This is a genomic window from Arthrobacter sp. Y3223065 (assembly GCF_059090885.1).
This window is the reverse complement of sequence record NZ_JBNHGC010000002.1, coordinates 657,198-679,510: the sequence shown is the minus strand read 5'-3', so window position 1 is coordinate 679,510 and position 22,313 is coordinate 657,198. Positions and strand designations below refer to the sequence as shown.

Sequence of the window (22,313 nt, the reverse complement as noted above, 5' to 3'; positions counted from 1 at the left end):
ACGGTGGACTACGTGAGAAAGACACCCCTGGAGCTGGCGGCGATAGCCAGCGCGGCCGTACCCGGGTTGACGCCCACGGGCGTTGCCGGTTTGCCAGACGATGCGGCGGATTTCCAGTCCGCCGTACTCACCGATGCGGCCGGCAAGCGGTGGCGCGTGCGTTCCCCGAAACACGCCGAGGCCAGCATGCGGCTGGAAACGGAACTGCTGGTGCTCCGGGCCTTCTCGCCTGCCATCCGCGCGGAGCTGCCTTTCCAGGTGCCCACGGTCGCCGGGACCGTCCAGCAGTCCGAGCTGCGCACCTTCGTTTACAACCACGTGCCGGGGAACATGCTGGCGCTGGAAGCGCTGGTCGCCGCCGGCGCCGCCGTCCCGGTATCCATCGGACGGGCAACGGCCGGCATCCACGACCTACCCCAGCGCATGGTCGATGCCGCGGACCTGCCCAGCTACACCGCCGACCAGTTCCGCCAGCGCAAGCTCAACGAACTGGACCAGGCTGCCACCACCGGCAAGATACCGCCGGCCCTGCTGCGCCGCTGGGAGCACGCCCTGGAGGACGTGGCCCTCTGGAAGTTCAACCCGTGCGTGGTTCACGGCGACCTGCACGAAGACAACCTGCTGGTCAATGACGGCAGCGTCAGCTCCGTGACCGGTTGGACCGACCTGCGCATTGGCGACCCGGCCGACGACTTTGCGTGGCTGGTGGCCGTGCACGAACAGTCATTCGCCGACGTCGTGCTGGAGTCCTACCGGAAATACCGCAAGGACCCGGTCGATCCCCACCTGATGCGCCGGGCAGCGCTGTCCGCCGAATTCGCGCTCGCCCAATGGCTGGTCCGCGGACTGGCAGCCGGCGACCAGACCATGGTTGACGAAGCAGTCGACATGCTGAACGAGCTCGAATCCGATGTCGCCGAACACGGCGGCCAGCCCATCAGTGTGACCGCTCCCCCGCCGCCTGCCGCTCCCCCCACGGTGTCTGCGGCTGCGCCTGCGGCTCCGGCCCGGGAACCGGCCGCGGGTTCCGAGGGCCGGAACCGTGCCGCGGAGCCCGCTCCCAAGGTCACGCTGCTCCCGGTTGAGGGTCCGGCCGGCGATCCCGCATCTGCGGCATCCCCCACAGCCAGGCAGGACGCCGCGGAGCCTGCGCCGCCGGAGGACAGCAGCGCTGAAGGCACTTCGGCCGCCGGGGACGAGGCCCGGCCGGCCAAGGAAGCCGACCCTGCGTCCGCGGACACCAGCGCGATTCCGATCATCAACCAGCAGCGCTGACGCTGCTGCCGCGCGGCCTTCCCGTGGCCGGCCCTAGGCGTAGGCCCGCAACACCGCCGATTCCAGTTCCGCTTCGCCGGCCAGATCGTGCGGGCGCACCAGTTTGTCCTGCCCAACGTAGTAAAAGGCAGCCTTAACCCGGTCCAGGTTGATGCCGTGCAGGCGCGCCCACGCCAGCCGGTAGACGGCCAACTGCACCGATTTCACCGACATTTGCCTGCCCGTCGGCGCCGTACCGGTCTTCCAGTCGATCAGGTCCCAGCTGCCGTCGGCGTCGCGGAACACTGCGTCGATGCGTCCACGCACTACGACGCCGCCGACGCGGGTCTCGACCGGCACCTCAATGGCTGCCGGGACCCGGTTGGCCCATTCGGAGGCCTTGAACGTCTCCACCAGGCCGGCCAGCTCATAGGCCTCGTCGACGTAGGCGTCCGCCGCCCCCGGGTAGTCCTCGAGATCGAACATCCCTGTCGTGCCGAAGTATTCCTCGATCCAGCTGTGGAAGGCGGTGCCCTTTCGGGCGGCCAGGCCGGGTTTCCGGGGCACCGGACGCCGCAGGCGCCGCGTGACTTCGTCCGGGTCGTCGGCCAAGTCGACCAGCAGCGACGCGGAGATATGCGCCGGCAGCTCCACCTCGCCGGCGGTGGGGGCGGCATTGTGCCGTTCCAGGAGCAACCTGGCTTCATGTGCCCACTCGGAGTCCGCGGCCGGCTGCCGGTCCTGTGCCAGCGACCCGAGCACTGCCTGCGCGGCCTGTTCCATGGCCGCCCGGCGGCCTGCACGGTGCCGCTGCGGGATACCGCTGCGGTAGACCTGCGGTCCTTCCAACGGATCGAAGGGCCACAAGGCTGTTTCCACTTCGGCCCGAAACGGATTCTCCGGCCCGAGTTCCTCGTCCCCTACCCATTTCCACACCTGCACTGCGGTGGGTTCGTCGTGTGACATCTCGTGCAGTTCGGTCAGAAAGGCCGACGCCGCGGTTGGCTTGACCTTGGTGCCGGTCCAGCCGGCTGAACTGCAGACCAGCAGGTGCTTGGCCCGGGTGTAGGCGACGTAGGCCAGCCGGCGCTCTTCGTCTTCACCGTGCGCCTGGACTTCCGACTTGTAGTCTGTTTCCGCGTTCAGCCAGGACAACTGGTCCGGCTGGTCGGTATCCCACTGGGGAAGGTCGGACCGGTCGCCGCGCAACGGCCAGGGCAGGGCGGCGTGGCCGCTGCTCCACCGGTTGTCCGAGGAGGAGGGGAAGGCGCCGTCGTTGAGTCCCGGGACGAAGACCGCGTCCCACTCCAGGCCCTTGGAAGCGTGGACCGTCAGCAGCTGCACGGCATCGTGCCGCACGTCCACTTGCGCCATGTCCAGGCCCCCCTCCTCGGTGGCAGCTGCTTCCAGCCATGCCAAAAAGGCCAGCAGGTCCACTCGCTGTGATGTCTGCATGAATGCGGCCGCTGCATCGTGGAACGCATCAAGGTTGCGCCGCGCCTGGTGGATGCTATGGCCCGGCTTGGAGGCAACTTCGATGTCCAGCAGCATGGTGCGTTCCACTTCGCCCAGCAGCAGCGTCAGGTCATCGCCGACGAAGCTGCGCAGGTAGCGGACCTCTTCTGCCAAGCGCTCCAGACGCTTAAGCGCGATGGGCGTCAGCGATCGTCCGTGGCGCGAGGTCCAGCCCGGCTTGGGCAGCCGGTCCAGCGCCTCGATCAGGGACGCGGCCTCGGCCAGGTCCTGTTCGACGACGGGCTCCCCCGCTGCCTCATCCCGGTCCAGGTCGGCCGCCTCGCCTGCCGCTGCCGATCGGCGCCGGCTCTCCAGGAACCGGGACCAATCGGCGAGGGCCATCAGGTCGGCCGGCCCGATCCGCCAGCGGGCCCCTGCCAGCAACCGCATCAGCGCGTCGGAGCGTCCGGGATCGGCCAGGACGCGCAGGGTTGCCACGAGGTCCACGATCTCCGGCTGCGCCAGCAGCCCGGCCAGCCCGATGATTTCGTAGGGAATGCCCCGCTCGTCGAGTGCCTTGGCGATGCCGGGGATCTGTGCCCGCCGCCGGCACAACACGGCGGTGCTGACGGGTTCGGCACGGCCCGTTTCCGGATCCCGGGCGAAGACCGTCATCCGCGCTCGTTCGATCGCGTCGGCGAGGGCGAGGGTCTCCTCCGCCTCGGTCGCGTAGCGTCCCAGTGCCACCGTTCCGTCCGTGGCTCCCGGCCGTGGGCGCAGCGGCGGAACGCTGATCCTTCCGGGGCGCGGCCGGTTCGGATCTTCCCGGTTCAGCGGTGCCGAAATCCGGTTGGCCATCATCAGGATGTTTTGGCTGTTGCGCCAGGCCACCGTGAGGAAACCGGCCGGAGCCGGGGCCCTGCGGCCGTCGTCGTCGACCAGGGGGAAATGCTCCCGGAAAGCGAAGAGCTGGCCGGCGGAGGCACCGCGGAAGCCGTAAATGGACTGGTTGGGGTCGCCGACCGCGGTGACGGCATGCCCGTCCCCGAACAGTTCGGAGAACAGCACCATTTGGGCGTGGGAGGTGTCCTGGAATTCGTCCAGCAACACCACTTTGTATCGGCTGCGCTCCAGTTGGCGGGCCTGCGGCACTTCGCGGCCGATGCGGGCCGCGAGGGAGACGAGATCACCAAAATCCAGCACACCGCGTTCCCGCTTGGCCCGGTTGTAGCCCGCGGCCAGGTTGGCCACGGTGATCCGGGTCCGCAGCCGGTCCAGCATTTTCCGCACGTCCTGCTTGGCCGGCTTCGTGCTGCCCTCGATATAGGGAAGTGCAGCGATCCGCTCCACCTCCTCCGCCAGATAGCCGGCTGCATGGTCCGGGGTGACCAGGTGTTCGGAGCATTCCCCGGCGAACTGCATCACGGCGTTGACGAGGGTCGATTTGCTGGCCGCCAGGTGCTCGATGGGGCCGTCGTACGCCTCCACGCAGTGGCTGGCCAGCTGCCAGGACTGCGCGGTGCCTAACAGCACCACGTCGCGTTCGATTCCCAGGCGCAGCCCGTAGTCGCTGACCAAACCGTTGGCGTAGGAGTGGTAGGTCGAGACCTTCGGTTCCATCAGTCCGGCGGCGTCGTCGGCCTCCTGCGGCAGAAGGCCCTTGCGGTCCAGCCTGGCCAACTGCGCGCGGATCCGGGCGGCCAGCTCGCCTGCGGCCTTGCGGGTAAAAGTGACACCGAGGATTTCATCCGGGCGGACGAGGCCATTGGCCACGAGCCAGACCACGCGGTCGGCCATCGTCGCTGTCTTGCCGGAGCCCGCGCCGGCGATGACCAGCATCGGCTGCAGCGGAGAGCTGATGATGGCCGCCTGTTCCGCTGTCGGCAGATGCTGGCCCAGCAGCCCGGCAAGTTCTTCCGGGCTGTAGGTGGTGGTGACCGCTCCGATGCTCATTCGGTGACCTGCCTTCCTTCTGCGCACAGGGGACAAATTTCCGGAGCACGGCAGCCGTGGCCGCCGTTGCCGGTACGCTGCGGATCGTGCCGGGCCTCGAATTCCGAACCCGCCATGAGCGCCGCGGCCTCATGGATCATCGCTGTGGCCCACTCGTCGCCGTCGGCCAGGCTCTCCTGCTGCTGGACCTTGACCGTTTTCAGGTCCTGTCCCAGTTGGACCAGGGAAGCGCCGCCGGCACTAGATGCATGCTCGGAGAATCCTCCGGCCTGGACCGCTGCCTGGTAGCTGCCCAGCTGCGGGTGCCGCTCCAGTTCTGCCTTGGTGGGGGCAGCCCGACCCGTTTTCAGGTCCACGATATGCAGCCGCCCCTCGGCGTCCAGTTCCAACCGGTCCACTTGCCCGCGAAGCCTGGCCACGCGTTCCGGGCCCTGCAGGTCCACGGAGAAGTCCTGTTCCACGCCGACCAGGCTCCGGCCCTCCGCGCGCATCTGGATGACGTACTGGGCAAGCCTCCGAACCATCCCTTCGGCACGGTTGAAGTCCAGCCGTCCCTCCCAGTTCTCCTTCATCCCCAACTGCGGCCAGCGCCGGACCAGTTCGGCAACGTATTCCGTTCCCGTGGCCTCGGGAAAGTCCTGCGCAATTCCGTGGACCAGGGTGCCCAGGCTGCGGGCGAAATCGGTGGCCGCTTCGCCTCCTGCCGCTTGGATGAACCAGTCGAGCGGAGATTTCTGGACGGCCTCTACCTTCGAGGGAGAGACCGGGACGGGTTCCCCGTCCGGCACGACGGGTGCCGTGCTGCTCAGCGGCTGGAGGCCCCACCAGTCGCGCGGGTGCGCCCCCGGGACCGGAACCGGGCTGGCCGCCAGCATAGCGAGCACGGCTGCAGCATCCGACGCCTGTTCCGGACGGGTCGCGGCTTGCTGCGCAGCCTGCCGGAGTTCCGCTGCCAAAGCACGCACGGTTCGCGGCCGGAGGACTTCGGTCGCCGGCCGGGGGGTTTCCGGGTCGAGCCAGGGGTCAACCAGATCCAGGAACTGGGACGGCTGGGCGTCTTCGGACTGCACTGCCGTGCAGATCAGCCGGCGTTCGGCGCGCGAGATCGCCGTGGAGAAACTGCGCAATTCGTCGTACCGGATTTCCCGCAGCCTGGTCACCGCGTCGATCCGCCGGGCGTCCTCGACGCCGTGCTCCAAAACCTCCACGAACTCCGTGCTGCCCAGCAGCTCCCCACGCAGCCTGGTGTTCGGCCACACTCCTTCCTGGACGCCGGCAACGATGACCAGCGGCCAGCCCCGGCCTGCCGCCGAGGCTGGCGTGAGCAGTTCGACAGCTTCGCGCACCTGGGCCCGCGGCGCGAGGTTGTCCATCGGCAATTCCTGGTTTAACAGGTATTCCAAAAACTGCCGCGGGCTCGAGCCGGGCAGTTGGTCCACATACCGCTCGGCGGTCTGGAACAGCGCCATCATGGCGTCGAGGTCCCGGTCGGCCCGCACGCCGACCGGTCCGCCTTGCAATGCCTGTGCAGCCCAGCGATCGGAGAGCCCGGCGGCGGACCACAGTGCCCACAGCATGGTCTCGGCGTTGGCGCCCGGCTCGGCCGCCGCGTCCCGACCGGCTTTGAGCATCCGCGCGATCCTTCTGGCGGATCCGCCTTCCCTTCCGAGCGTGCCGAGGAAAGCGGGGTCGCCGAGGGCTTCCACGAGGAGCGAATCGCTGGACCGGCCTCCGCCGCCGAGCAGCTCTTCGCGCCGGAGTGCCTGGCGCAGGCGGCGCAGGTCGATCGCCGTCGCGCCGCCGATCCTGGAGGTCAGGAGGGCGACGGCAGCGTCAGGGGTGAGAAGTTCCGGCTCCAAGGCCACGGCCAACGCGTCCAGCAGCGGCCGGACCGCTGCCTCGTCGCGCACCGCGGTTTCGGCAACCGGGACCTTGACCGCGATGTCCTGGCCGGTGAGGTAGCGCGCGAGGGCCGAGAGCTGGCCGCCGGTCCGGACGATCACAGCCATCTCGCTGAGCCGGTACCCCTCGAACAACCTGGCTTCCAGGATCCGCTGCGCGACATAGCGGTGCTCGTGGATCGGCGACGCGACCACGTGGGCGCTGGCGGCGGCCACGCCGTTCCGGTCCGCGGCGTCGTGGGCGGGTTCGGCTCCGCCCCCCGCTTCTGCTTCCGCACCGGGATGGACGAGGTCACGGGCGCGGTGTGCCCCGGCGACCTGGGAGATCCGGGCCGCAGCGGACTGCCAAGCGGTTGCGATGCCGGGCGCCATCCGGTGCGAGCTGGTCAGGACCAGCGTTTGGAGCGGCCTGTCCGGTGTGCCAACCAGCCCGGGCAGCTTGCCGAGGACATCCGGACGGGCACCGCGGAACCCCTGGACGACGGTGTCCGGCGAGGCTGCGAGCACGGCATCCTGTCCCTCCACGAGCAAGGCCAGGAGTTCGAAGACAGCGGGATTGGCTTCCTGAAGGTCGTCCGCCAGGATCAGCCGGAGGCGGCTGCGCTCCCGGTCCAGCAGGCCGGGATGCTCCAACAGCAGCTGGCGTGCCGAGGTGATGATTCCGGCGGGGTCGAAGGCCTCGGGCATCCGGAGGTCAATCACGTCACGGTACTCGCGATACAGCCGGGCCGCCGCGATCCAGTCCGGCCGGCCATACTCACCGCCCATCTGCTCCAGTTGCCCCGCGGTGCTGCCGTACTCGGTCAGCCGGTCGAAGAGCTGGCGGACCTCCTGCCGGAAGCCGCGGGTGGTCAGAGCCTGCTGCAGGTCTTCCGGCCAGCCGGCCCCCCGGCCGAAGCCGGCGCGATGGCCGGCCAACAGTTCGGCAATGATCTGGTCCTGCTCGGGCCCGGACAGCAGCCGGGGCGCCCGCTCCACCAGCGGCAGCAGTCCTTCCACCCGTGCCCGCCGGATCAGGTCGAAGGCGTAGGCCGACCAGGTCCTGGTCGGGGACGTGCCCAGGCTGCGGTTGAGGCGCCCGGTCAGCGCGTCGCGCAGGCGCGCGGCCGCCAGACGGTTCGGGGCCAGGAACAGCAGGTTCGCCGGGTCCAGCCCGGTTTCCTCCACGCGACGGACCGTGTGCTCCACCAAAGCGGTCGATTTTCCTGTACCCGGGCCGCCAAGGACCAGTACCGGGCCGCAGCCGGCGGGCAGGTCGATGACCTGCGCCTGGTCCGGGCTCGGAAGCGGCGCACCGGCGGACCTGGTTTCGGGCCGGACGAGCTTCAACCCGGCGGATGGCTTGGTCTCGATCATGGCCCCATCCCATCAGCCGCTTCGGACACTTTGCGCCGGAGCTCCTCAATCGCTGCAAATTCTTCAGGCCCGGGCACCCAGCGGGCTTGCGCCATGCGCACCCTGGCCGGCCACGCCGGCTCCGCCAAGGGTGTGCCTTCCCGGCGGTAGTGCGCGACGGCCTGTTCCATCAGCTCATCGGGCAGTGAACCGTTGGCGCGAATGATGCGCCACCAAGGAACCGCGGCCCCGTGCAGGGACATGATCCTGCCGACCAGCCGGGCGCCACCGGCATCGAGCAGCTCGGCGACATCGCCGTACGACAGCACCCGGCCCCGCGGAATGATTGCTGCGAGGTCGAGGACCGCCTCTACTATCGCATCGCGCATTACACCAGTGTAATTTGGTCGTCCCGCCCGCCCTGCACCGGCTGACGGCAGGCGCCGGCTTGCACACACCCCGCGGCGCCTCCCCGGAATTGTCGGATCCGCCGGATAGCGTTGCGGACATGAACAGCTGGCATACCGGTCCCCGCGCGGCATTCGATCTCGAGACCACGGGCCGTGATCCCCACAGCGCGCGGATCGTGACGGCGTCGATCGTCCTGGTCGACGAAGCGGGACAGCCGCTGCAGGAGCGGGAGTGGCTCGTAGACCCCGGAGTCGAGATCCCGGCGGAAGCCGCGGCTATCCACGGGATCAGCACCGAGCGGGCCCGCAGCGAGGGCCTGCCCGCGGCATTTGCCACCGCCGGTATCGCCGAGGCCCTGACAGGTTACTTCGACGCGGGCATTCCGGTCATGGCCTTCAACGCTGCCTACGATTTCACCGTGCTGGCGCACGAATGCTCCCGGTACGGCCTGACGGCTCCGGTGGCGGCTCCAGTGATCGATCCGTATGTCCTGGACAAGCAGATGGACCGCTATCGGCGGGGGAAGCGCACCTTGGCGGCGCTGTGCGAACTCTACGGTGTCCGGCTCGACGCCGCGCATACGTCGGCGGCCGATGCCCTGGCCACCATCGGCGTCGCGGATGCCCTCGCCCGCCGCTACGCAGGCTTGTGCATCGACGCGTCCGAGCTGCATGCCCTGCAGATCGACTGGTGCGCCCAGCAGGCGGCAAATTTCGAGGCCTGGCTGCGGCGCAAGGATCCGCAAGCAGTCGTGGACGGTGTCTGGCCGGTGCGCCTGATGCCCGCGGCCGTCTGACGCTTCCGCCCTGCACCACCCCAGGCCCCCCGACTCAGCGCGGCGCTGTCAACTTCGGGTCGCCGTATGACGCAACGTCCCGTCGAATTCTGGCGCGTTGTCGCGGCTGTCATAATTAATCCTTGATGGCAGCACATGCTATGGCGGCTGTCGACGCTCCAGAAATCAATTTCCCGAGGTTCCATGATCACCGTTACCGACCTGCGCAAGGTCTACCGCCAAGGCGGCCGCGAAGTGGTAGCCCTGGACGGCGTCAGCCTGTCCGTTCCCAAGGGCACCGTCCACGGCATCGTCGGCCATTCCGGTGCCGGCAAGTCCACCTTGGTGCGTTGCCTGACCCTCCTGGACAGCCCGACGTCCGGGTCGGTGTCGATCAACGGGGCTGAGCTCAGTGCCGCCCGCGACGCCGACCTGAGGTCGGCCCGGCGCCGCATCGGGATGATCTTCCAGCACGCCAACCTGATGGACTCCCGCACCGCCGCCCAGAATGTGGCGCATCCCCTGGAGATCGTCAAGACGCCCAAAGCGTCCATCCGCGCCAAGGTTTCGGAGCTGATCAAGCTCGTCGGCCTGGAGGGGTTTGAGGACGCCTACCCGTCGCAGCTCTCCGGCGGCCAGCGGCAGCGGGTCGGCATCGCCCGCGCCTTGGCTTCCGACCCGGACGTCCTGCTCTGCGATGAGCCCACGTCAGCCCTGGACCCGAAGACCACCGACGAAATCCTGACCCTGATCCGCGATCTGACCGAGCGGCTCCAACTGACCGTGCTGGTGATTACGCACGAGATGCAGGTCATCAAGCGCATCTGTGATTCGGTGTCGCTGCTGGAGGCCGGCCGGATCGTCGAACACGGCCCGTTGCGTGAGGTCGCCGCCGATTTGGGCGGCCGCCTTTCCAGCACGCTGCTGCCGCTGCCTTCGGCGGAGGCGACAGGCGGCGGCACGATGCTGGAAATCCTTTATTCCGGCGAACGGGCGTCGGAGCCTGTGCTGACCGGTGCTGCCCGGGCCTTCGGCCTGGACTTGAACGTCCTGGCCGGCAGCGTGGAGTCGTTGGCCGGCACCCAGTTCGGCCATTTGCGCATCCAATTGCCGGCCGGAGCGGACACGGCTGCCCTCACCGAGCACCTGGTCGGCCAGGGCGTTGCCGTCCGCGTCCTCCAGGAGGAGGCGGCATGAACTTCTTTGACGAACTGACGACCAACCCGGGCATCACCAACGCCCTGCCGGAAGCCATCGGCGAAACGTTGCTGATGGTCGGGGTCTCGGGGGCCTTTACCCTGCTGATCGGCCTGCCGCTGGGCATCTTCCTCTACACCAGTGCGCCCGCGGGGCTGCGGCCCATGCCGGTGACGAACCGGATCGTGTCGGACATCATCGTGAACATCACCCGGTCCATCCCGTTCGCCATCCTGATGATCTCGCTGATCCCGCTGGCACGGGTCATCACCGGCACGTCGATCGGGGCCTTGGCCGCTTGTGTCTCGCTCACCATCGGCACGGTGCCGTTCTTCGCCCGGTTGGTGGAGACCGCGCTGCGGGACGTGAGCTCCGGCAAAATCGACGCGGCCCTCGTCATGGGTTCCACCCGCCTGCAGGTCGTGGCCAAGGTCCTCGTTCCCGAGGCCTTGCCCGGGCTGGTGGCTGCCTTGACGACGACGTTGGTCACGCTCGTGGGATACTCCGCCATGGCGGGACTCACCGGCGGCGGCGGCCTCGGCCAGCTCGCCTACAACTACGGCTTCCAGCGTTTCGACACCACGGTCATGGTGGTCACCATCGTGATCATGGTGGTCCTGGTCCAGCTGATCCAATGGGTCGGCGATGCCGCGGCCCGGCGGGTGGACCACCGCAGCGCTTCCACCGCCGGCTCACAGAAGCGCCGGCGCCATGAGCCGGAAACCGCTGTCTGAACCGCGGCGCCACGACCGTGTCGGGACACTGCCGTCCCGCTCCCCAAGCTTCCCGCCTGCCTGACGGGCAGCGGAAGAATGCAGCCAGTAGCCGCTAGCTGCACCACTTCCGGGACGAGCCGCCCTCGGCCAGCCCGGTCATTCGAAAGGAACGCACGCAGATGCGTAAAGCACTAACGCTCATTGGTACCGGCCTGGCTGCGGCCTTGGCGCTGACGGCTTGCGGTGGCTCCGAATCCACCCCCAGCGCCGAGACCACGCTGGATCCGGCCAATCCCGTCACTGTCACCGTAGGCGCCACCCCCGTGCCGCAGGGCCGGATCCTGGAGTTTGTGGATGAGAACCTGGCCCAGGAGGCCGGAATCGATCTGGAGATCAAGGAATTCACCGATTACCAGACCCCGAACATTGCCCTGAGCGATGGCTCGCTGGATGCCAACTACTTCCAGCATCTGGACTTCTTTGAGCAGCAGGTGGCCGACAAGGGCTACGACCTCGAACATGGCGAAGGCATCCATATTGAGCCGTACGCCGGGTTCTCGTCGAAGCACAAGAGCGTCGACGACCTTGGCGAGGGCGCAACCATTGCGATCACCAACGATCCGGGCAACCAGCCGCGTGCGCTCAAGATGCTCGAGACGGCGGGCCTGCTGACCGGGATCGAGGACGATTCGGCTGCCCTGACGCTGACCGACGAGCAGAACCCCAAGGGCCTGAAATTCGAGGAGAACCAGCCTGAAATCCTGGTCCAGCTGATCGAGGATCCGAAGATCGACCTGGCCATCATCAATGGCAACTTCATCCTGGATGCGGGGCTGAACACAGACGATGCAGTGGTCGTCGAGTCCTCCGAGAACAACCCGTATGCCAACTTCCTGGCCTGGAACGCCGGTGACGAAAATCCCGGCATCGCCAAGCTCGAAGAGCTGCTCCACACGCCGGACGTGAAGAAGTTCATCGAGGAAACGTGGCCCAACGGCGACGTCTTCCCCGCTTTCTAGCAAACAGTCCGGCGCCGCCGGTGTGAGCGGCAGCAGCCGACGCCAGGAAGGTCCCCGGAAGCTTCGGCTGCCGGGGACCTTCCCGTTCCTGGCCCGCTGGTACCTGCCCCGCGGCGGCCCGCCGGCGCCTGGTCAGCGGCCCGGCCGGGCCGGCGCGGGGTCCTCGGCGGTGGCCCTCCCCGACAGCACCTGGATCACCACCCAGCCGACGGCCGTGACCGGAACGGCCAGGACCGCGCCGATGATGCCGCCCAGGATGGTCCCCGCGGTCAGGGCCAACAGGATCACCAGCGAGTGCAGGTCCACCGAGCGGCCCATCACCACCGGCTGCAGGAAGTTGCCTTCCAGCTGCTGCACGATGACCACGACGGCGATCACCACCAGCGCGGCCAGCGGCCCGTTGGCCACCAAGGCCACCAGGGTCGCCAACACACCGGCGACCGTGGCACCGACAATCGGGATGAATCCGCCGATGAAGATCAGCACCGAGAGCGGCAACGCCAGCGGCACCTGCAGGATGAACAGGGCCAGGCCGATGAAGAAAGCGTCAACGGCCGCCACGGTGGCCGTGCCCCGCACGTAGCTGCCCAGCACGTCCATGGCGCGCGAACCGGCCAGTTCCAGCTGCGGCCGCCGGACCGCCGGGAACCAGCTGAGCAGGAAACGCCAAATGCGCGGGCCGTCCTTGAGGAAGAAGAACAGGATCACAGCCATCAGGACGGCCCCGGTGACGACTTCGGCCGCCGTCGACAACCCGCTCAGCGCGCTGCGTCCAACCGTGGCGCTGGTCAGGAAGTCGACCACCCCGGCGAGCGCCTCGTCGATCTGCTGCTGGCTGACCGGCAGCGGGAAGTTGGCCAGGAACTGCTGAAGCTGCATCCAGCCCTCGCGGGCGGAGCTGACCAGTTCATCCGATTCGTTGCGGACCGCGAAGACGATCCCGGTTATCACGCCGCCGAGCACCACGAGGATCCCGAGGAACGCGGTTGCCGTAGCCAGCGCCGCGGACCAACCCCAGCTGCGCAGCAGCCGCACCACCGGGCCCACGGCCGCCGCCAGGATCAGGGCGATCAGGACGGGAATGACGAGCAGCCTCACCTGCAGCAGCCCGTAAATCACCACCACAGCCAGCAGCAGCGTCAGCAGCAGCTGGGCGGAGCGCGTGGCCGTCCGTCCCAGGCCGTCGGACCACATCGCGCGGGGCACGGGGGCGGGGCCGGGATCCGGCCGGGAGAGCGCGGGCGCCGGGCCGGCCTCGGGTTGGGGCGGCACGGCGTCGTACGCCGCCTCCGGGTGGGGCGGCGTACGCACCGGGGCGCCCTCGGGCCGGGCAGCCTCGGCGTCGTGATTTTCCTGCGTTTGCCTGCGCCTGGAGAACAGGCCCATCTGCACTCTCCTGGGTTCGCGCGGCGGTTCCGTGTACCGCCGTCAGCATCAGTCTGCCATGCCCGTCTCCCGGGGACCGGACGGCAGCCGGATGCGGACCCCGTCCCGCGGGTCCCGGAGCTGCGGTCAGGCCGGCGGCGTGGCTGCCGCGGCGGCCCGGGCGGCTGCCGGCAACGCGGCGAAAATCTTCTCCATCGCGGCGTCGTCGTGCGCCGCGGAGAGGAACCAGGCCTCGAAAACCGACGGCGGCAGGTAGACGCCGGCGTCGAGCATGGCATGGAAGAAGGGGGCGTAGCGGAAGGCCTCCTGGCCCTGGGCATCGGCGTAGTTGTGAACGCCGTTGGCCGAGGTGCCGAAGGCCACGCTGAACAGGTTCCCCGCGGTCTGGATGCTGTGGTCCACGCCGGCGTTGGAGAGGGCGGCGGTCAGCGCGGCCTGCAGTTCGAGCGAGCGGGCATCGATCGTCGCGTAGACATCCGGCGTCGCGGCGGTCAGCGTCGCCACCCCGGCGGCCATGGCGATCGGGTTGCCGGAGAGCGTGCCTGCCTGGTAGACGGGACCGGACGGCGCCAGGTAATCCATCACGTCGGCGCGGCCGCCCAGGGCCGCCACGGGCATGCCGCCGCCGATGACCTTGCCGAAGGTCAAGAGGTCGGGCACGAACGGATCGGCGGTCCCCTCGGCTCCCCCGGTCAGGCCCCAGTAGCCGGCATAGCCGGTGCGGAAACCGGTCAGCACCTCGTCCAGGATCAGCAGCGCTCCGTGTTCCCGGGTGATCCGGGACAGGGCCGCGTTGAAACCGTCGGCGGGGGTGACCACGCCCATGTTGGCTGGGGCCGCTTCGGTGATGACTGCGGCGATCTGGCTGCCGCGGGCGGCGAAAACTTCCTCGACGGCGGCGATGTCGTTGTACGGCAGCACCAGGGTCTCCGCGGCTGTCGCCTCGGTGACACCGGCCGAACCGGGCAGTGCCAGGGTGGCCACGCCCGAGCCCGCGGCGGCCAGCAGCCCGTCCAGGTGCCCGTGGTAGCAGCCGGCGAACTTCACGACGAGGTTGCGGCCGGTATAGCCGCGGGCCAGGCGTACGGCGGTCATCGTCGCTTCGGTGCCGGTGGAGACCATGCGCAGGCGCTCGACGGCGGAGACCCTGCCGACGACCAGGGCCGCCAGCTCGGACTCGGCGGGCGTGGAGGCACCGAAGGACAGGCCCCGGTCCACGGCCGTGTGCACCGCCTCGAGGACGGCCGGATGGGCGTGGCCCAGCAAGGCCGGGCCCCAGGAGCACACGAGGTCAACGTACTCGCGCCCGTCGGCGTCGGTGAGGTACGCCCCCTTGGCGCCGACCATCATGCGCGGGGTCCCGCCGACGGAACCGAAGGCCCGGACCGGGGAATTCACCCCGCCGGGCATCAGCTGGCGGGCGCGTTCGAAGAGTTCCTCGGAGCGGACGGCTTCAGTCATGGTCTTGGGTCCTTTCGGGACAGCGGAATCCGCTGCGGGCAGGGTGGTGTGGCGCGGCACGCGGCGGCCAGGGTGAACGTCTACTTCAGCCAGCGGGCGATTTCCGGGGCCCAGTAGGTCAGCACCATGTCGGCACCGGCGCGGCGGATGCCCAGGACAGATTCCAGGATTGCCGCCTTCCGGTCGATCCAGCCATTGGCTGCGGCTGCCTCGATCATCGCGTACTCGCCGGAGATCTGGTACGCGGCCACCGGCACCGGAGACATCTCCGCCACATCGGACAGGATGTCCAGGTAGCTCATGGCGGGTTTGACCATGACCATGTCCGCGCCTTCCGCCAGGTCCAGTTCCACTTCGCGGATGGCTTCGCGCCGGTTGGCGGCATCCATCTGGTACGTCCGCCGGTCTCCGGTCAGCTGTGAGTCCACCGCTTCGCGGAACGGCCCGTAGAAGGCCGAGGCATACTTTGCGGCGTACGCCAGGATGGAGACGTCCTGGTGGCCGGCCTCGTCGAGTGCCTGCCGGATCACCGCGACCTGGCCGTCCATCATGCCGGAGGGGCCGAGCACGTCCGCGCCGGCCGCGGCCTGGGCCACGGCCATCTCCGCGTAGATCGGCAGCGTGGCGTCGTTGTCCACCGTGCCATCGGGAGCCAGCACGCCGCAGTGGCCATGGTCGGTGAATTCGTCCAGGCAGACGTCGCCCATCACCACCAGGTCGTTCCCGACCTCCGCCTTCACCTCGGCAATGGCGCGGTTCAGTACGCCGTCGGGATCCACCCCGGCGCTGCCGGTGGCGTCGCGCACCTGCGGAATGCCGAAGAGCATGATGCCGCCGAGGCCCAGCTCCACGGCCTCGGCGGCCGCGCGCTTGAGCGTCTCGGCGGTGTGCTGGACCACGCCCGGCATGGACTGCAGCGGCACCGGTTCGCTGAGGCCTTCGCGGATGAAGGCGGGCAGGATCAGCTGGTTCGGGTGGGTCCGGACCTCCGCGGTCATCCGGCGCATCGCCTCGGTGGCCCGCAGTCGGCGGGGCCGGTGGTAGGGGAAGCTCATGGCGTTCCTTCGGGTTCGGTGGGATGGTTTTCAAGCGACCGGGCCAGGGCGTCGGCGATGCCGGGCGGCGTCGGTTCGGCAGCGGTGGCGGCGATCTCCAGGCCCAGTTCGGCGGCCTGCCGCGCGGAACTGGCGCCGATCGCGATCAGCCGCAGTCCGGCCGGCCACGGGTCAAGGAGGCCGGCCAGCCTCCTGGTGACGCTGGGCGAGGTCAGGACGACGGCATCGATGGTGCCGCTGCCGGCGCGGCTGCGGAAATCCGCGGCGGTGATGAGTTCCAGGTTGTCGGCGGGCTCGTGGGCCGCGATCTCCAATTCCGCGGTCAGGCGGAGCTCGGGACGGGCGGGGTAGTCCACCGTGCGGTAGGCGGTCACGGGCAGCACCTGCCAGCCCTTCGCCATCAGGCCTTCGAACACCGTGGGCGCGGCGATGTCGGCCTGGGGCAGCAGGACCAGCATCCGCTCGGCCGGACCGCCGGCGGTTTCCGGCGGCAGCGGCCAGGCGTCCACCAGGCCGACGGCGTCCATGCTGCCGGGCGGCACGAGGTCGACGGTGAGGCCCTCGGCCTCCAGCGCCCTGGCGCTGGGGCTTCCGACGGCCGCAATCTTCGTGTCCCCTGCCAGCGCCGCGAGGCTGGTGCCACGCTCCAGTGCGCAGGCCTTCAGCGCCCGCACAGTCGTGATGCTGGTGATGACCAGCCAGACCGCCTTGTTCTGCGCCAGCAGGGTGAGTGCCTGATCCAGTTCGTCCGGCTTGTCCGTCCGTTCGAAGTCGATCAGCGGCAGGACGCTGGCGGACGCGCCGCGGCGGACCAGTTCGGCGGCCATGCCGGCCGCCCGGTCAGGGCTGCGCGGCAGCACCACCCGCAGCCCCTGAAGCTGGTTGTCCGGCGCGCCGCGCTGCCACAGCAACGCCATCGTCAGCGCCCAACCAGGCTCATCAGGTCGCCGGCGCCCTTCCCGAGCAGCTCTTCAGCCAGTCGGGCGCCCAAGGCCACGGCATCTTCGGAACCGGCTGCCTGAACCGTCCGCTCTCCGTGCAGCAGCCGGCTGCCGTCGGGGCTGCAGACCACCGCCCGCAGCACCAGGGAGCCGGCGTCGACCGATGCCAGCGCCCCGACCGGGGCGCTGCAGCCGGCTTCCAACCGCGCCAGCAGCGACCGTTCGGCCGTCACCGCCAGGCGGCTGTCCGCGTCGTCGTAGTCGGCCAGCGCAGCGGCCAGCGCCGTTCCGGAAGCGGCGTCGGCCACCCGGCATTCAACGGCCAGCGCGCCCTGGCCGGGGGCCGGCAGCATGACCGACGGATCCAGCAGCTCCGTGACGTGCTCGGTGCGTCCCAGCCGAGCCAGCCCGGCCGCGGCGAGCACCACGGCATCAAGATCCGCGTGCTTTCCCTCGTGCCTTTCTTCGCCCGTGAGCCCCTTGACCCGTCCCAGCCGGGTGTCCACGTTGCCGCGGATATCCACCACGTCCAGGTCGGGGCGGGCGGCACGCAGCTGGGCTGCCCGGCGCGGGGAGCCCGTGCCGACCTTGGACCCGGCCGGCAGCCCGGCCAGGGTCAGCCCGTCCCGGGCGCACAGGGCGTCGCGGACGTCTACGCGGGCGGGAATGGCCGCAATTTGCAGCCCGTCGGCCACGCCGGTGGGCAGGTCCTTGAGCGAATGCACGGCAACGTCGCAGCGGTCGTCGAGCAGCGCCTCGCGCAAGGCGGCGGTGAAGACTCCGGTTCCGCCGATCTGGGCCAGCGGCCCCCGCAGCACGTCGCCCTCGGTCTTGATCCGGACGAGTTCATACTCCAGGGCCCCGCCGGCGGCCAGCGCCTCGGCCACGGTGGTGGTCTGGGTGACCGCCAGGGCGCTGCCGCGGGTGCCGATGCGGACTTTAACGGTCATGGCTGCGGCACCCCTACGGTCGAATCCATGCCGGCCACCGTCGGCTTCTCGCCGCGGCGGTTGGCGCAACAGCCGGGCATGCACACGTCCATCCAGGGTCCCAGGTCGGTCAGCGCAGGACGGTCGGCGCGGTGCTGTTCCATCGTGCGCTCGCAGACCAGGTCCACGAGGCCCTCGACGAACTTCCGGTGCACGCCCGGGGTCGGAACGCGGGCGGCGGCCAGCCCGAGGCTGCGGCAGGTCTCCAGTGCCTCCGTGTCCAGGTCCCACATCACCTCCATGTGGTCGCTGACAAAGCCCAGCGGCACGATGACCACGCCCTTCACCCCCTGGGCGGGCAGCTCTTCGAGCGCGTCGTTGATGTCCGGCTCCAGCCACGGCACATGCGGCGCGCCGGAGCGGGACTGGTAGACGAGGGACCAGTCGACGCCGGCTGCTCCCGGCACCCGTTCCAGGACGGCCCGGGCGGTGGCCAGGTGCTGCGCCACGTAGGCGCTGCCGCCCTCGTATTCCACCCCGCGCGGCCCGGCGTTTTCGGCGTCGCCGATGGGGATGGAGTGGGTCGCGAACAGCACGTGGATCGGCGCGTCCGCGGCGCCCTGGGCGGCCAGGTCGGCGCGCACCCGGCCCAGGCCCTCGGCCAGGCCCTCGGCGAACGGTTCCACGAAGCCCGGGTGGTCGAAGTACTGGCGCACCTTGTCCACTTCCAGCTTGCCGGCCAGCCCGGTCTCGACCAGGGCCATGCCGAAGTCCTCGCGGTACTGGCGGCAGCTGGAATAGCCGGCGTAGGCGCTGGTGGTCACCGCCAGCACGCGGCGGTGGCCGGCGTCGTACGCTTCCTTGAAAACGTCGGTGATGTAGGGATCCCAGTTGCGGTTTCCCCAGAGCACGGGCAGGTCGAGCCCGCGGCGGGCGAGCTCGGCCTCAAGCGCCGTCTTCAGCGCACGGTTTTGCGCGTTGATGGGGCTGATGCCGCCGTTGGCGCGGTAGTGCGTGGCGACTTCCTCCAGCCGTTCATCGGGGATCCCGCGGCCGCTGGTGACGTTGCGGAGGAACGGAATGACATCGTCCTGGCCCTCGGGGCCGCCGAAGGAGGCCAGCAGCAGGGCGTCGTACTTCTTCGGCTGCATGGTCCCGTCGGCGGCGACGCCGGCACGCGGGTCAAAGGACGGTTCGGCTGACTGGTTCACCGCAGCACCTCGGCGATATCGGCAGTGCTGATGCGCTTGCCGGTGTAGAACGGGATCTCTTCGCGCACGTGGTTGCGGGCGTCGGTGTAGCGCAGGTGGCGCATCAGGTCGACCAGATCGATCAGTTCGGGGGCTTCCAGGGCCAGGATCCATTCCCAGTCCCCCAGCGCGAACGAGGCCACCGTGTTGGACAGCACCTGCGGGAAGTCGCGGCCGAGCAGGCCGTGGTCGCGCAGCATCTTGCCGCGCTCCTCGGCCGGCAGCAGGTACCACTCGTAGGAACGCACGAACGGGTAGACGCAGAGCCAGGACTCCGGCTCCTTGCCCAGCGAGAAGGCCGGGGCGTGGTTCTTGCTGAACTCGGCATCGCGGTGGACGCCCATCGCGGACCAGACCATCTCGGTGGGGGCGAACAGCTGCGTCCGGCGGATGTCGCGTACCGCCGCCTGGAGTTCGTCCGGCTGCGGGCCGTGCAGCCAGATCATCACGTCGGCGTCCTCGCGCATGGCGGAAACATCGTACGCTCCGCGCAGGGTGACATTGCGGCCGGCGAGTTCGGCAACCGTCTCATCGAACGCTGCGGCAGCGGACGGATCCGCGGGTGCGCCGGTGCGCTTGAAGACGGTCCAGAGGGTGTAGAACAGTTCCTCGTCGGTGCCGCCGGCGGCGGGGATTGCTGACTCTGACCTTGCCGATTCGCTCATGCTTACCAGTCTGCCTTCTGCATCGTAATTAATCGAAAACTGTGTTTCTACACATTGTAGAAGATCAGGACGCCGCGGGCCGCAGCGGTGCGGCGAGGTCCCGTGCACGGCGCCGCGCATCCCCCACCACGGCCACCAGCCCGGTGCCCGCCAGCCAGGCCCCGGTGATGCCCAGCCCGGCGTGCGGGAGCAGTTCGCGGCGCACCGCTGCCACCCGGTCGCGGTGCCCCACGGTGGCGGACGGAAGCGCACCGATCCAGCGCACCACCTTCGAGCCCACCACGTCGTCGTCGCCCACAGCCACCCCCATCAGGAAGCTGGCATCAACCAGTGCCTGTCGGTACAGCTCGTCGTCGGCCCAACCGGTAAAGTCCTCGGCCCCCTGCTGCCCCACCGCGCGGCCGTAGGACAGCCGCAGCACGTGGCTTCCCGGACCGGCTTCGTCCGCCAGCCACGGCCATTTTGCGGTGGCATGGGTGAGCGCCTTGGCCTTGACGTCGCGGACCGACGGCGCCACCAGCATCCCGGTGCCCCGCGGCATCGCGTCGAGGTCGGGCAGGTCCACCACCAGCGTCACCAGCGAGACCGCGGGTCCGGTTTCGGGTTCCAGCCCGGCCAGCCCGGGCACGGTGCCGGCCAGCAGCCGGACGGCGGCAGCGCCGTCGGCTGCCATCATGACGGCGTCCGCGCGGAACGCCCCGGCCGGGGACTCGACCAGCCAGCCGCCGTCGTGCCGGGTGACGGCGGTGGCTTCTTCCCCGGTGCGCAGTGCCACGTGGCGGGCTTTCAGGTCGGCCAGCAGGGCCTCGGTCAACCGGCCCATGCCGCCGGCGATGCCCGCCACGTTGGAACCGGCCGGGGCGGCTTTCCGGATGGCACCCACCGCGGCGGTCAGCGACCCGTGGGCGGCCACCGAGGCGCGCAGCCCCGGCATCACCGAGTCCACGTCCAGCACATCCGGATCCGCCGAGTAGACCCCGCCTGCCACCGGCGCGACCAGCTTTTGGAGCACGGCTTCGCCCATCCGGGCGCGCACCAGCTGGCCGAGACTGAGCTGCTCGCGGCGCAGCAGCGAACCCAGCGGCATGACCTTGTCGCCCGAGGCCCGCAGCGCCGCGCGGCGGCCGATGGCACGCACCACGTCCGGGTCGGAGGGGTCGGCCGGAATGCCGAGCACCCCCGTCTTGGGGAGCCGTTGGGCACCGTCCGGCAGCTGGATCCAGGCGCCGGCCGGGTTCGGCTGGACAATGTCGTTGCCCAGGCCGAGTTCGCCGATCAGGTCGGAGACCACGCTGGAGCGCGTGGCGAAAGATTCGGCGCCGGCGTCAAGCACCAGCCCGCCCACCTCGTGCCGGGTCACGCAGCCGCCGAACCGGGGAGCGCGTTCCAGCACCGTCACCTCGACGCCGGCCAGCGCCAGCTCGCGGGCGGCGACCAGGCCGCCGATCCCGCCGCCAATGACGACGGCGGTGCCCGGCCGGGGCTTGCGCCCGGCCTGCCGTTCGGGACGGCGGGCGGGATGCGGGTGCGGGTGCTGCATGGCTACGGGGCCACGGAATGAATCAGGTCGACCACGCGGGTCAGGACCTGCGGGTCGGTCTCCGGCGGCACGCCGTGGCCCAGGTTGACCACGTGGCCCGGAGCGTCGCTGCCGGCGGCCAGCACCTCGCGGACATGGGCCTCCAGCACCTCCCACGGCGCGGACAACAGCGCCGGATCGATGTTGCCCTGCAGCGGCGTGCGTCCGTCCAGCCGGCGGTTCGCCTCGTCCAGCGGCAGCCGGTAGTCGACGCCGATGACGTCAGCCCCGACGTCGCGCATGGCCACGAGCAGTTCGGACGTGCCGGTGCCGAAGTGGACCAGCGGCGCGCCCAGATGGCGGACATGGTCCAGCGCGCGCGACGACGCCGGTGCCACGCGCCGGCGGTAGTCCGCCAGGGACAGCGAACCGGCCCAGGAGTCGAACAGCTGCCCCGCGCTGGCGCCCGCTTCCAGCTGCGCCCGCAGGAACTTGCCGGACGCGTCCGCGGCCCAGCCCGCCAAGGCATTCCAGGTCTCCGGGTCGGCGTGCATCATGGTGCGCGGCCCCAGGTGGTCCCGGGACGGCCGGCCCTCCACCATGTACGCGGCGAGCGTGAACGGGGCGCCGGCGAAGCCAATCAGCGGTTTGGCACCGAGTTCCGCCACCGTCAGCCGGACCGCCTCGCGGATCGGTTCCAGCGCCTCGTCGGTGAGTTCGGGCAGGGCGGCGACGTCGGCGGCGGTGCGGACGGGGGCACCCAGGACCGGGCCGACACCGGGAACGATGTCCACGTCCACCCCGGCCAGCTTCAACGGGATAACGATGTCGGAGAAGAAGATACCGGCATCCACATCGTGGCGCCGCACCGGCTGCAGGGTGATTTCCGCTGCCAGTTCCGGCTTCAGGCAGGCATCCAGCATCGCGATGCCCTGCCGCGCTTCCCGGTATTCGGGCAGTGAGCGCCCGGCCTGCCGCATAAACCAGACGGGACGGCGCCCCGGCTTCCCTCCGCGGTAGGCGGTGATCAGGTCCGAGTCGGCGGTACGCCCATCCAGCAAGGGATGGGAAGCATTGAGTGTCATGACATA

At 69.7% G+C, this 22,313-nt stretch carries 17 protein-coding genes; 5 read left to right on the top strand and 12 right to left on the bottom strand.

The window, feature by feature from the left end; genetic code table 11:
- Nucleotides 1–12: 12 nt before the first annotated feature.
- Nucleotides 13–1,275: a macrolide 2'-phosphotransferase gene (locus tag AC5RUK_RS08140; protein ID WP_494107793.1), complete on the top strand. Its 1,263-nt coding sequence runs from the start codon at nt 13–15 to the stop codon at nt 1,273–1,275.
- 33 nt (nt 1,276–1,308) lie between these two features.
- On the opposite strand, the gene AC5RUK_RS08135 is transcribed toward AC5RUK_RS08140, so the two are convergent.
- From AC5RUK_RS08135 to AC5RUK_RS08125, 3 genes are read right to left on the bottom strand one after another with little or no spacing between them, the layout of a single operon-like run.
- Entirely contained in the window at nt 1,309–4,662 is a 3,354-nt protein-coding gene (locus tag AC5RUK_RS08135; protein WP_494107792.1) for an ATP-dependent helicase, read from the bottom strand.
- Nucleotides 4,659–7,919, bottom strand: coding sequence for an ATP-dependent helicase (locus AC5RUK_RS08130; RefSeq protein WP_494107791.1), 3,261 nt, complete (start codon nt 7,917–7,919; stop codon nt 4,659–4,661). The genes AC5RUK_RS08135 and AC5RUK_RS08130 overlap by 4 nt, the downstream gene beginning before the upstream one ends.
- Entirely contained in the window at nt 7,916–8,287 is a 372-nt protein-coding gene (locus AC5RUK_RS08125) for an MGMT family protein (RefSeq protein ID WP_493989111.1), read from the bottom strand. Before AC5RUK_RS08125 ends, AC5RUK_RS08130 begins: the two co-directional genes overlap by 4 nt.
- 119 nt (nt 8,288–8,406) lie before the next feature.
- Between AC5RUK_RS08125 and AC5RUK_RS08120 the strand changes: the two genes are divergently transcribed.
- The 4 genes from AC5RUK_RS08120 to AC5RUK_RS08105 all read left to right on the top strand — a co-directional run bounded on the left by AC5RUK_RS08120 (nt 8,407) and on the right by AC5RUK_RS08105 (nt 12,016).
- A complete protein-coding gene (locus AC5RUK_RS08120) occupies nt 8,407–9,105 on the top strand; it encodes a 3'-5' exonuclease (protein WP_493989110.1) in 699 nt (232 codons plus the stop codon).
- Between the two features lie 183 nt (nt 9,106–9,288).
- On the top strand, nt 9,289–10,281 hold the full coding sequence (locus AC5RUK_RS08115; RefSeq protein ID WP_493989109.1) for a methionine ABC transporter ATP-binding protein: 993 nt from the start codon (nt 9,289–9,291) through the stop codon (nt 10,279–10,281).
- Nucleotides 10,278–11,015: a methionine ABC transporter permease gene (locus tag AC5RUK_RS08110; RefSeq protein WP_493989108.1), complete on the top strand. Its 738-nt coding sequence runs from the start codon at nt 10,278–10,280 to the stop codon at nt 11,013–11,015. The genes AC5RUK_RS08115 and AC5RUK_RS08110 overlap by 4 nt, the downstream gene beginning before the upstream one ends.
- 161 nt (nt 11,016–11,176) lie before the next feature.
- Nucleotides 11,177–12,016, top strand: coding sequence for a MetQ/NlpA family ABC transporter substrate-binding protein (locus AC5RUK_RS08105; protein ID WP_493989107.1), 840 nt, complete (start codon nt 11,177–11,179; stop codon nt 12,014–12,016).
- Nucleotides 12,017–12,148: 132 nt separating this feature from the next.
- Here AC5RUK_RS08105 and AC5RUK_RS08100 read toward each other — a convergent pair whose 3' ends face one another.
- From AC5RUK_RS08100 to hemE, 9 genes are all read right to left on the bottom strand, one after another.
- Nucleotides 12,149–13,402 (bottom strand): AI-2E family transporter, encoded by a 1,254-nt coding sequence (locus AC5RUK_RS08100; protein WP_494107789.1) that lies wholly within the window; start codon nt 13,400–13,402, stop codon nt 12,149–12,151.
- A gap of 126 nt (nt 13,403–13,528) precedes the next feature.
- Entirely contained in the window at nt 13,529–14,863 is a 1,335-nt protein-coding gene (hemL, locus tag AC5RUK_RS08095) for a glutamate-1-semialdehyde 2,1-aminomutase (RefSeq protein WP_493989106.1), read from the bottom strand.
- Nucleotides 14,864–14,943: 80 nt separating this feature from the next.
- On the bottom strand, nt 14,944–15,918 hold the full coding sequence (hemB, locus tag AC5RUK_RS08090; protein WP_493989105.1) for a porphobilinogen synthase: 975 nt from the start codon (nt 15,916–15,918) through the stop codon (nt 14,944–14,946).
- Nucleotides 15,915–16,835, bottom strand: a complete 921-nt coding sequence (locus AC5RUK_RS08085; RefSeq protein ID WP_493989104.1) for a uroporphyrinogen-III synthase — start codon at nt 16,833–16,835, stop codon at nt 15,915–15,917. Before AC5RUK_RS08085 ends, hemB begins: the two co-directional genes overlap by 4 nt.
- A 2-nt stretch (nt 16,836–16,837) precedes the next feature.
- Complete coding sequence (gene hemC, locus AC5RUK_RS08080; protein ID WP_494107787.1) at nt 16,838–17,809, bottom strand: hydroxymethylbilane synthase; 972 nt, start codon at nt 17,807–17,809, stop codon at nt 16,838–16,840.
- The gene (locus AC5RUK_RS08075) at nt 17,806–18,939 is read right to left on the bottom strand and encodes a ferrochelatase (protein ID WP_494151924.1); all 1,134 of its coding nucleotides are present in this window, start codon (nt 18,937–18,939) and stop codon (nt 17,806–17,808) included. Before AC5RUK_RS08075 ends, hemC begins: the two co-directional genes overlap by 4 nt.
- Nucleotides 18,940–18,995: 56 nt before the next feature.
- The gene (gene hemQ / locus AC5RUK_RS08070; RefSeq protein ID WP_493989102.1) at nt 18,996–19,703 is read right to left on the bottom strand and encodes a hydrogen peroxide-dependent heme synthase; all 708 of its coding nucleotides are present in this window, start codon (nt 19,701–19,703) and stop codon (nt 18,996–18,998) included.
- Nucleotides 19,704–19,767: 64 nt separating this feature from the next.
- Nucleotides 19,768–21,243 (bottom strand): protoporphyrinogen oxidase, encoded by a 1,476-nt coding sequence (hemG, locus tag AC5RUK_RS08065; protein WP_494151852.1) that lies wholly within the window; start codon nt 21,241–21,243, stop codon nt 19,768–19,770.
- Between the two features lie 2 nt (nt 21,244–21,245).
- Nucleotides 21,246–22,307 (bottom strand): uroporphyrinogen decarboxylase, encoded by a 1,062-nt coding sequence (gene hemE / locus AC5RUK_RS08060; protein WP_494107785.1) that lies wholly within the window; start codon nt 22,305–22,307, stop codon nt 21,246–21,248.
- Between the last annotated feature and the right edge of the window lie 6 nt (nt 22,308–22,313).

Excerpts from the sequence above, each read along its gene's own strand:
- AC5RUK_RS08135 (WP_494107792.1), bottom strand. The coding sequence starts at position 4,662 with ATGAGCATCGGAGCGGTCACCACCACCTACAGCCCGGAAGAACTTGCC.
- AC5RUK_RS08130 (WP_494107791.1), bottom strand. The coding sequence starts at position 7,919 with ATGATCGAGACCAAGCCATCCGCCGGGTTGAAGCTCGTCCGGCCCGAA.
- AC5RUK_RS08125 (WP_493989111.1), bottom strand. The coding sequence starts at position 8,287 with ATGCGCGATGCGATAGTAGAGGCGGTCCTCGACCTCGCAGCAATCATT.
- AC5RUK_RS08120 (WP_493989110.1), top strand. The coding sequence starts at position 8,407 with ATGAACAGCTGGCATACCGGTCCCCGCGCGGCATTCGATCTCGAGACC.
- AC5RUK_RS08115 (WP_493989109.1), top strand. The coding sequence starts at position 9,289 with ATGATCACCGTTACCGACCTGCGCAAGGTCTACCGCCAAGGCGGCCGC.
- AC5RUK_RS08110 (WP_493989108.1), top strand. The coding sequence starts at position 10,278 with ATGAACTTCTTTGACGAACTGACGACCAACCCGGGCATCACCAACGCC.
- AC5RUK_RS08105 (WP_493989107.1), top strand. The coding sequence starts at position 11,177 with ATGCGTAAAGCACTAACGCTCATTGGTACCGGCCTGGCTGCGGCCTTG.
- AC5RUK_RS08100 (WP_494107789.1), bottom strand. The coding sequence starts at position 13,402 with ATGGGCCTGTTCTCCAGGCGCAGGCAAACGCAGGAAAATCACGACGCC.
- hemL (WP_493989106.1), bottom strand. The coding sequence starts at position 14,863 with ATGACTGAAGCCGTCCGCTCCGAGGAACTCTTCGAACGCGCCCGCCAG.
- hemB (WP_493989105.1), bottom strand. The coding sequence starts at position 15,918 with ATGAGCTTCCCCTACCACCGGCCCCGCCGACTGCGGGCCACCGAGGCG.
- AC5RUK_RS08085 (WP_493989104.1), bottom strand. The coding sequence starts at position 16,835 with ATGGCGTTGCTGTGGCAGCGCGGCGCGCCGGACAACCAGCTTCAGGGG.
- hemC (WP_494107787.1), bottom strand. The coding sequence starts at position 17,809 with ATGACCGTTAAAGTCCGCATCGGCACCCGCGGCAGCGCCCTGGCGGTC.
- AC5RUK_RS08075 (WP_494151924.1), bottom strand. The coding sequence starts at position 18,939 with ATGCAGCCGAAGAAGTACGACGCCCTGCTGCTGGCCTCCTTCGGCGGC.
- hemQ (WP_493989102.1), bottom strand. The coding sequence starts at position 19,703 with ATGAGCGAATCGGCAAGGTCAGAGTCAGCAATCCCCGCCGCCGGCGGC.
- hemG (WP_494151852.1), bottom strand. The coding sequence starts at position 21,243 with ATGCAGCACCCGCACCCGCATCCCGCCCGCCGTCCCGAACGGCAGGCC.
- hemE (WP_494107785.1), bottom strand. The coding sequence starts at position 22,307 with ATGACACTCAATGCTTCCCATCCCTTGCTGGATGGGCGTACCGCCGAC.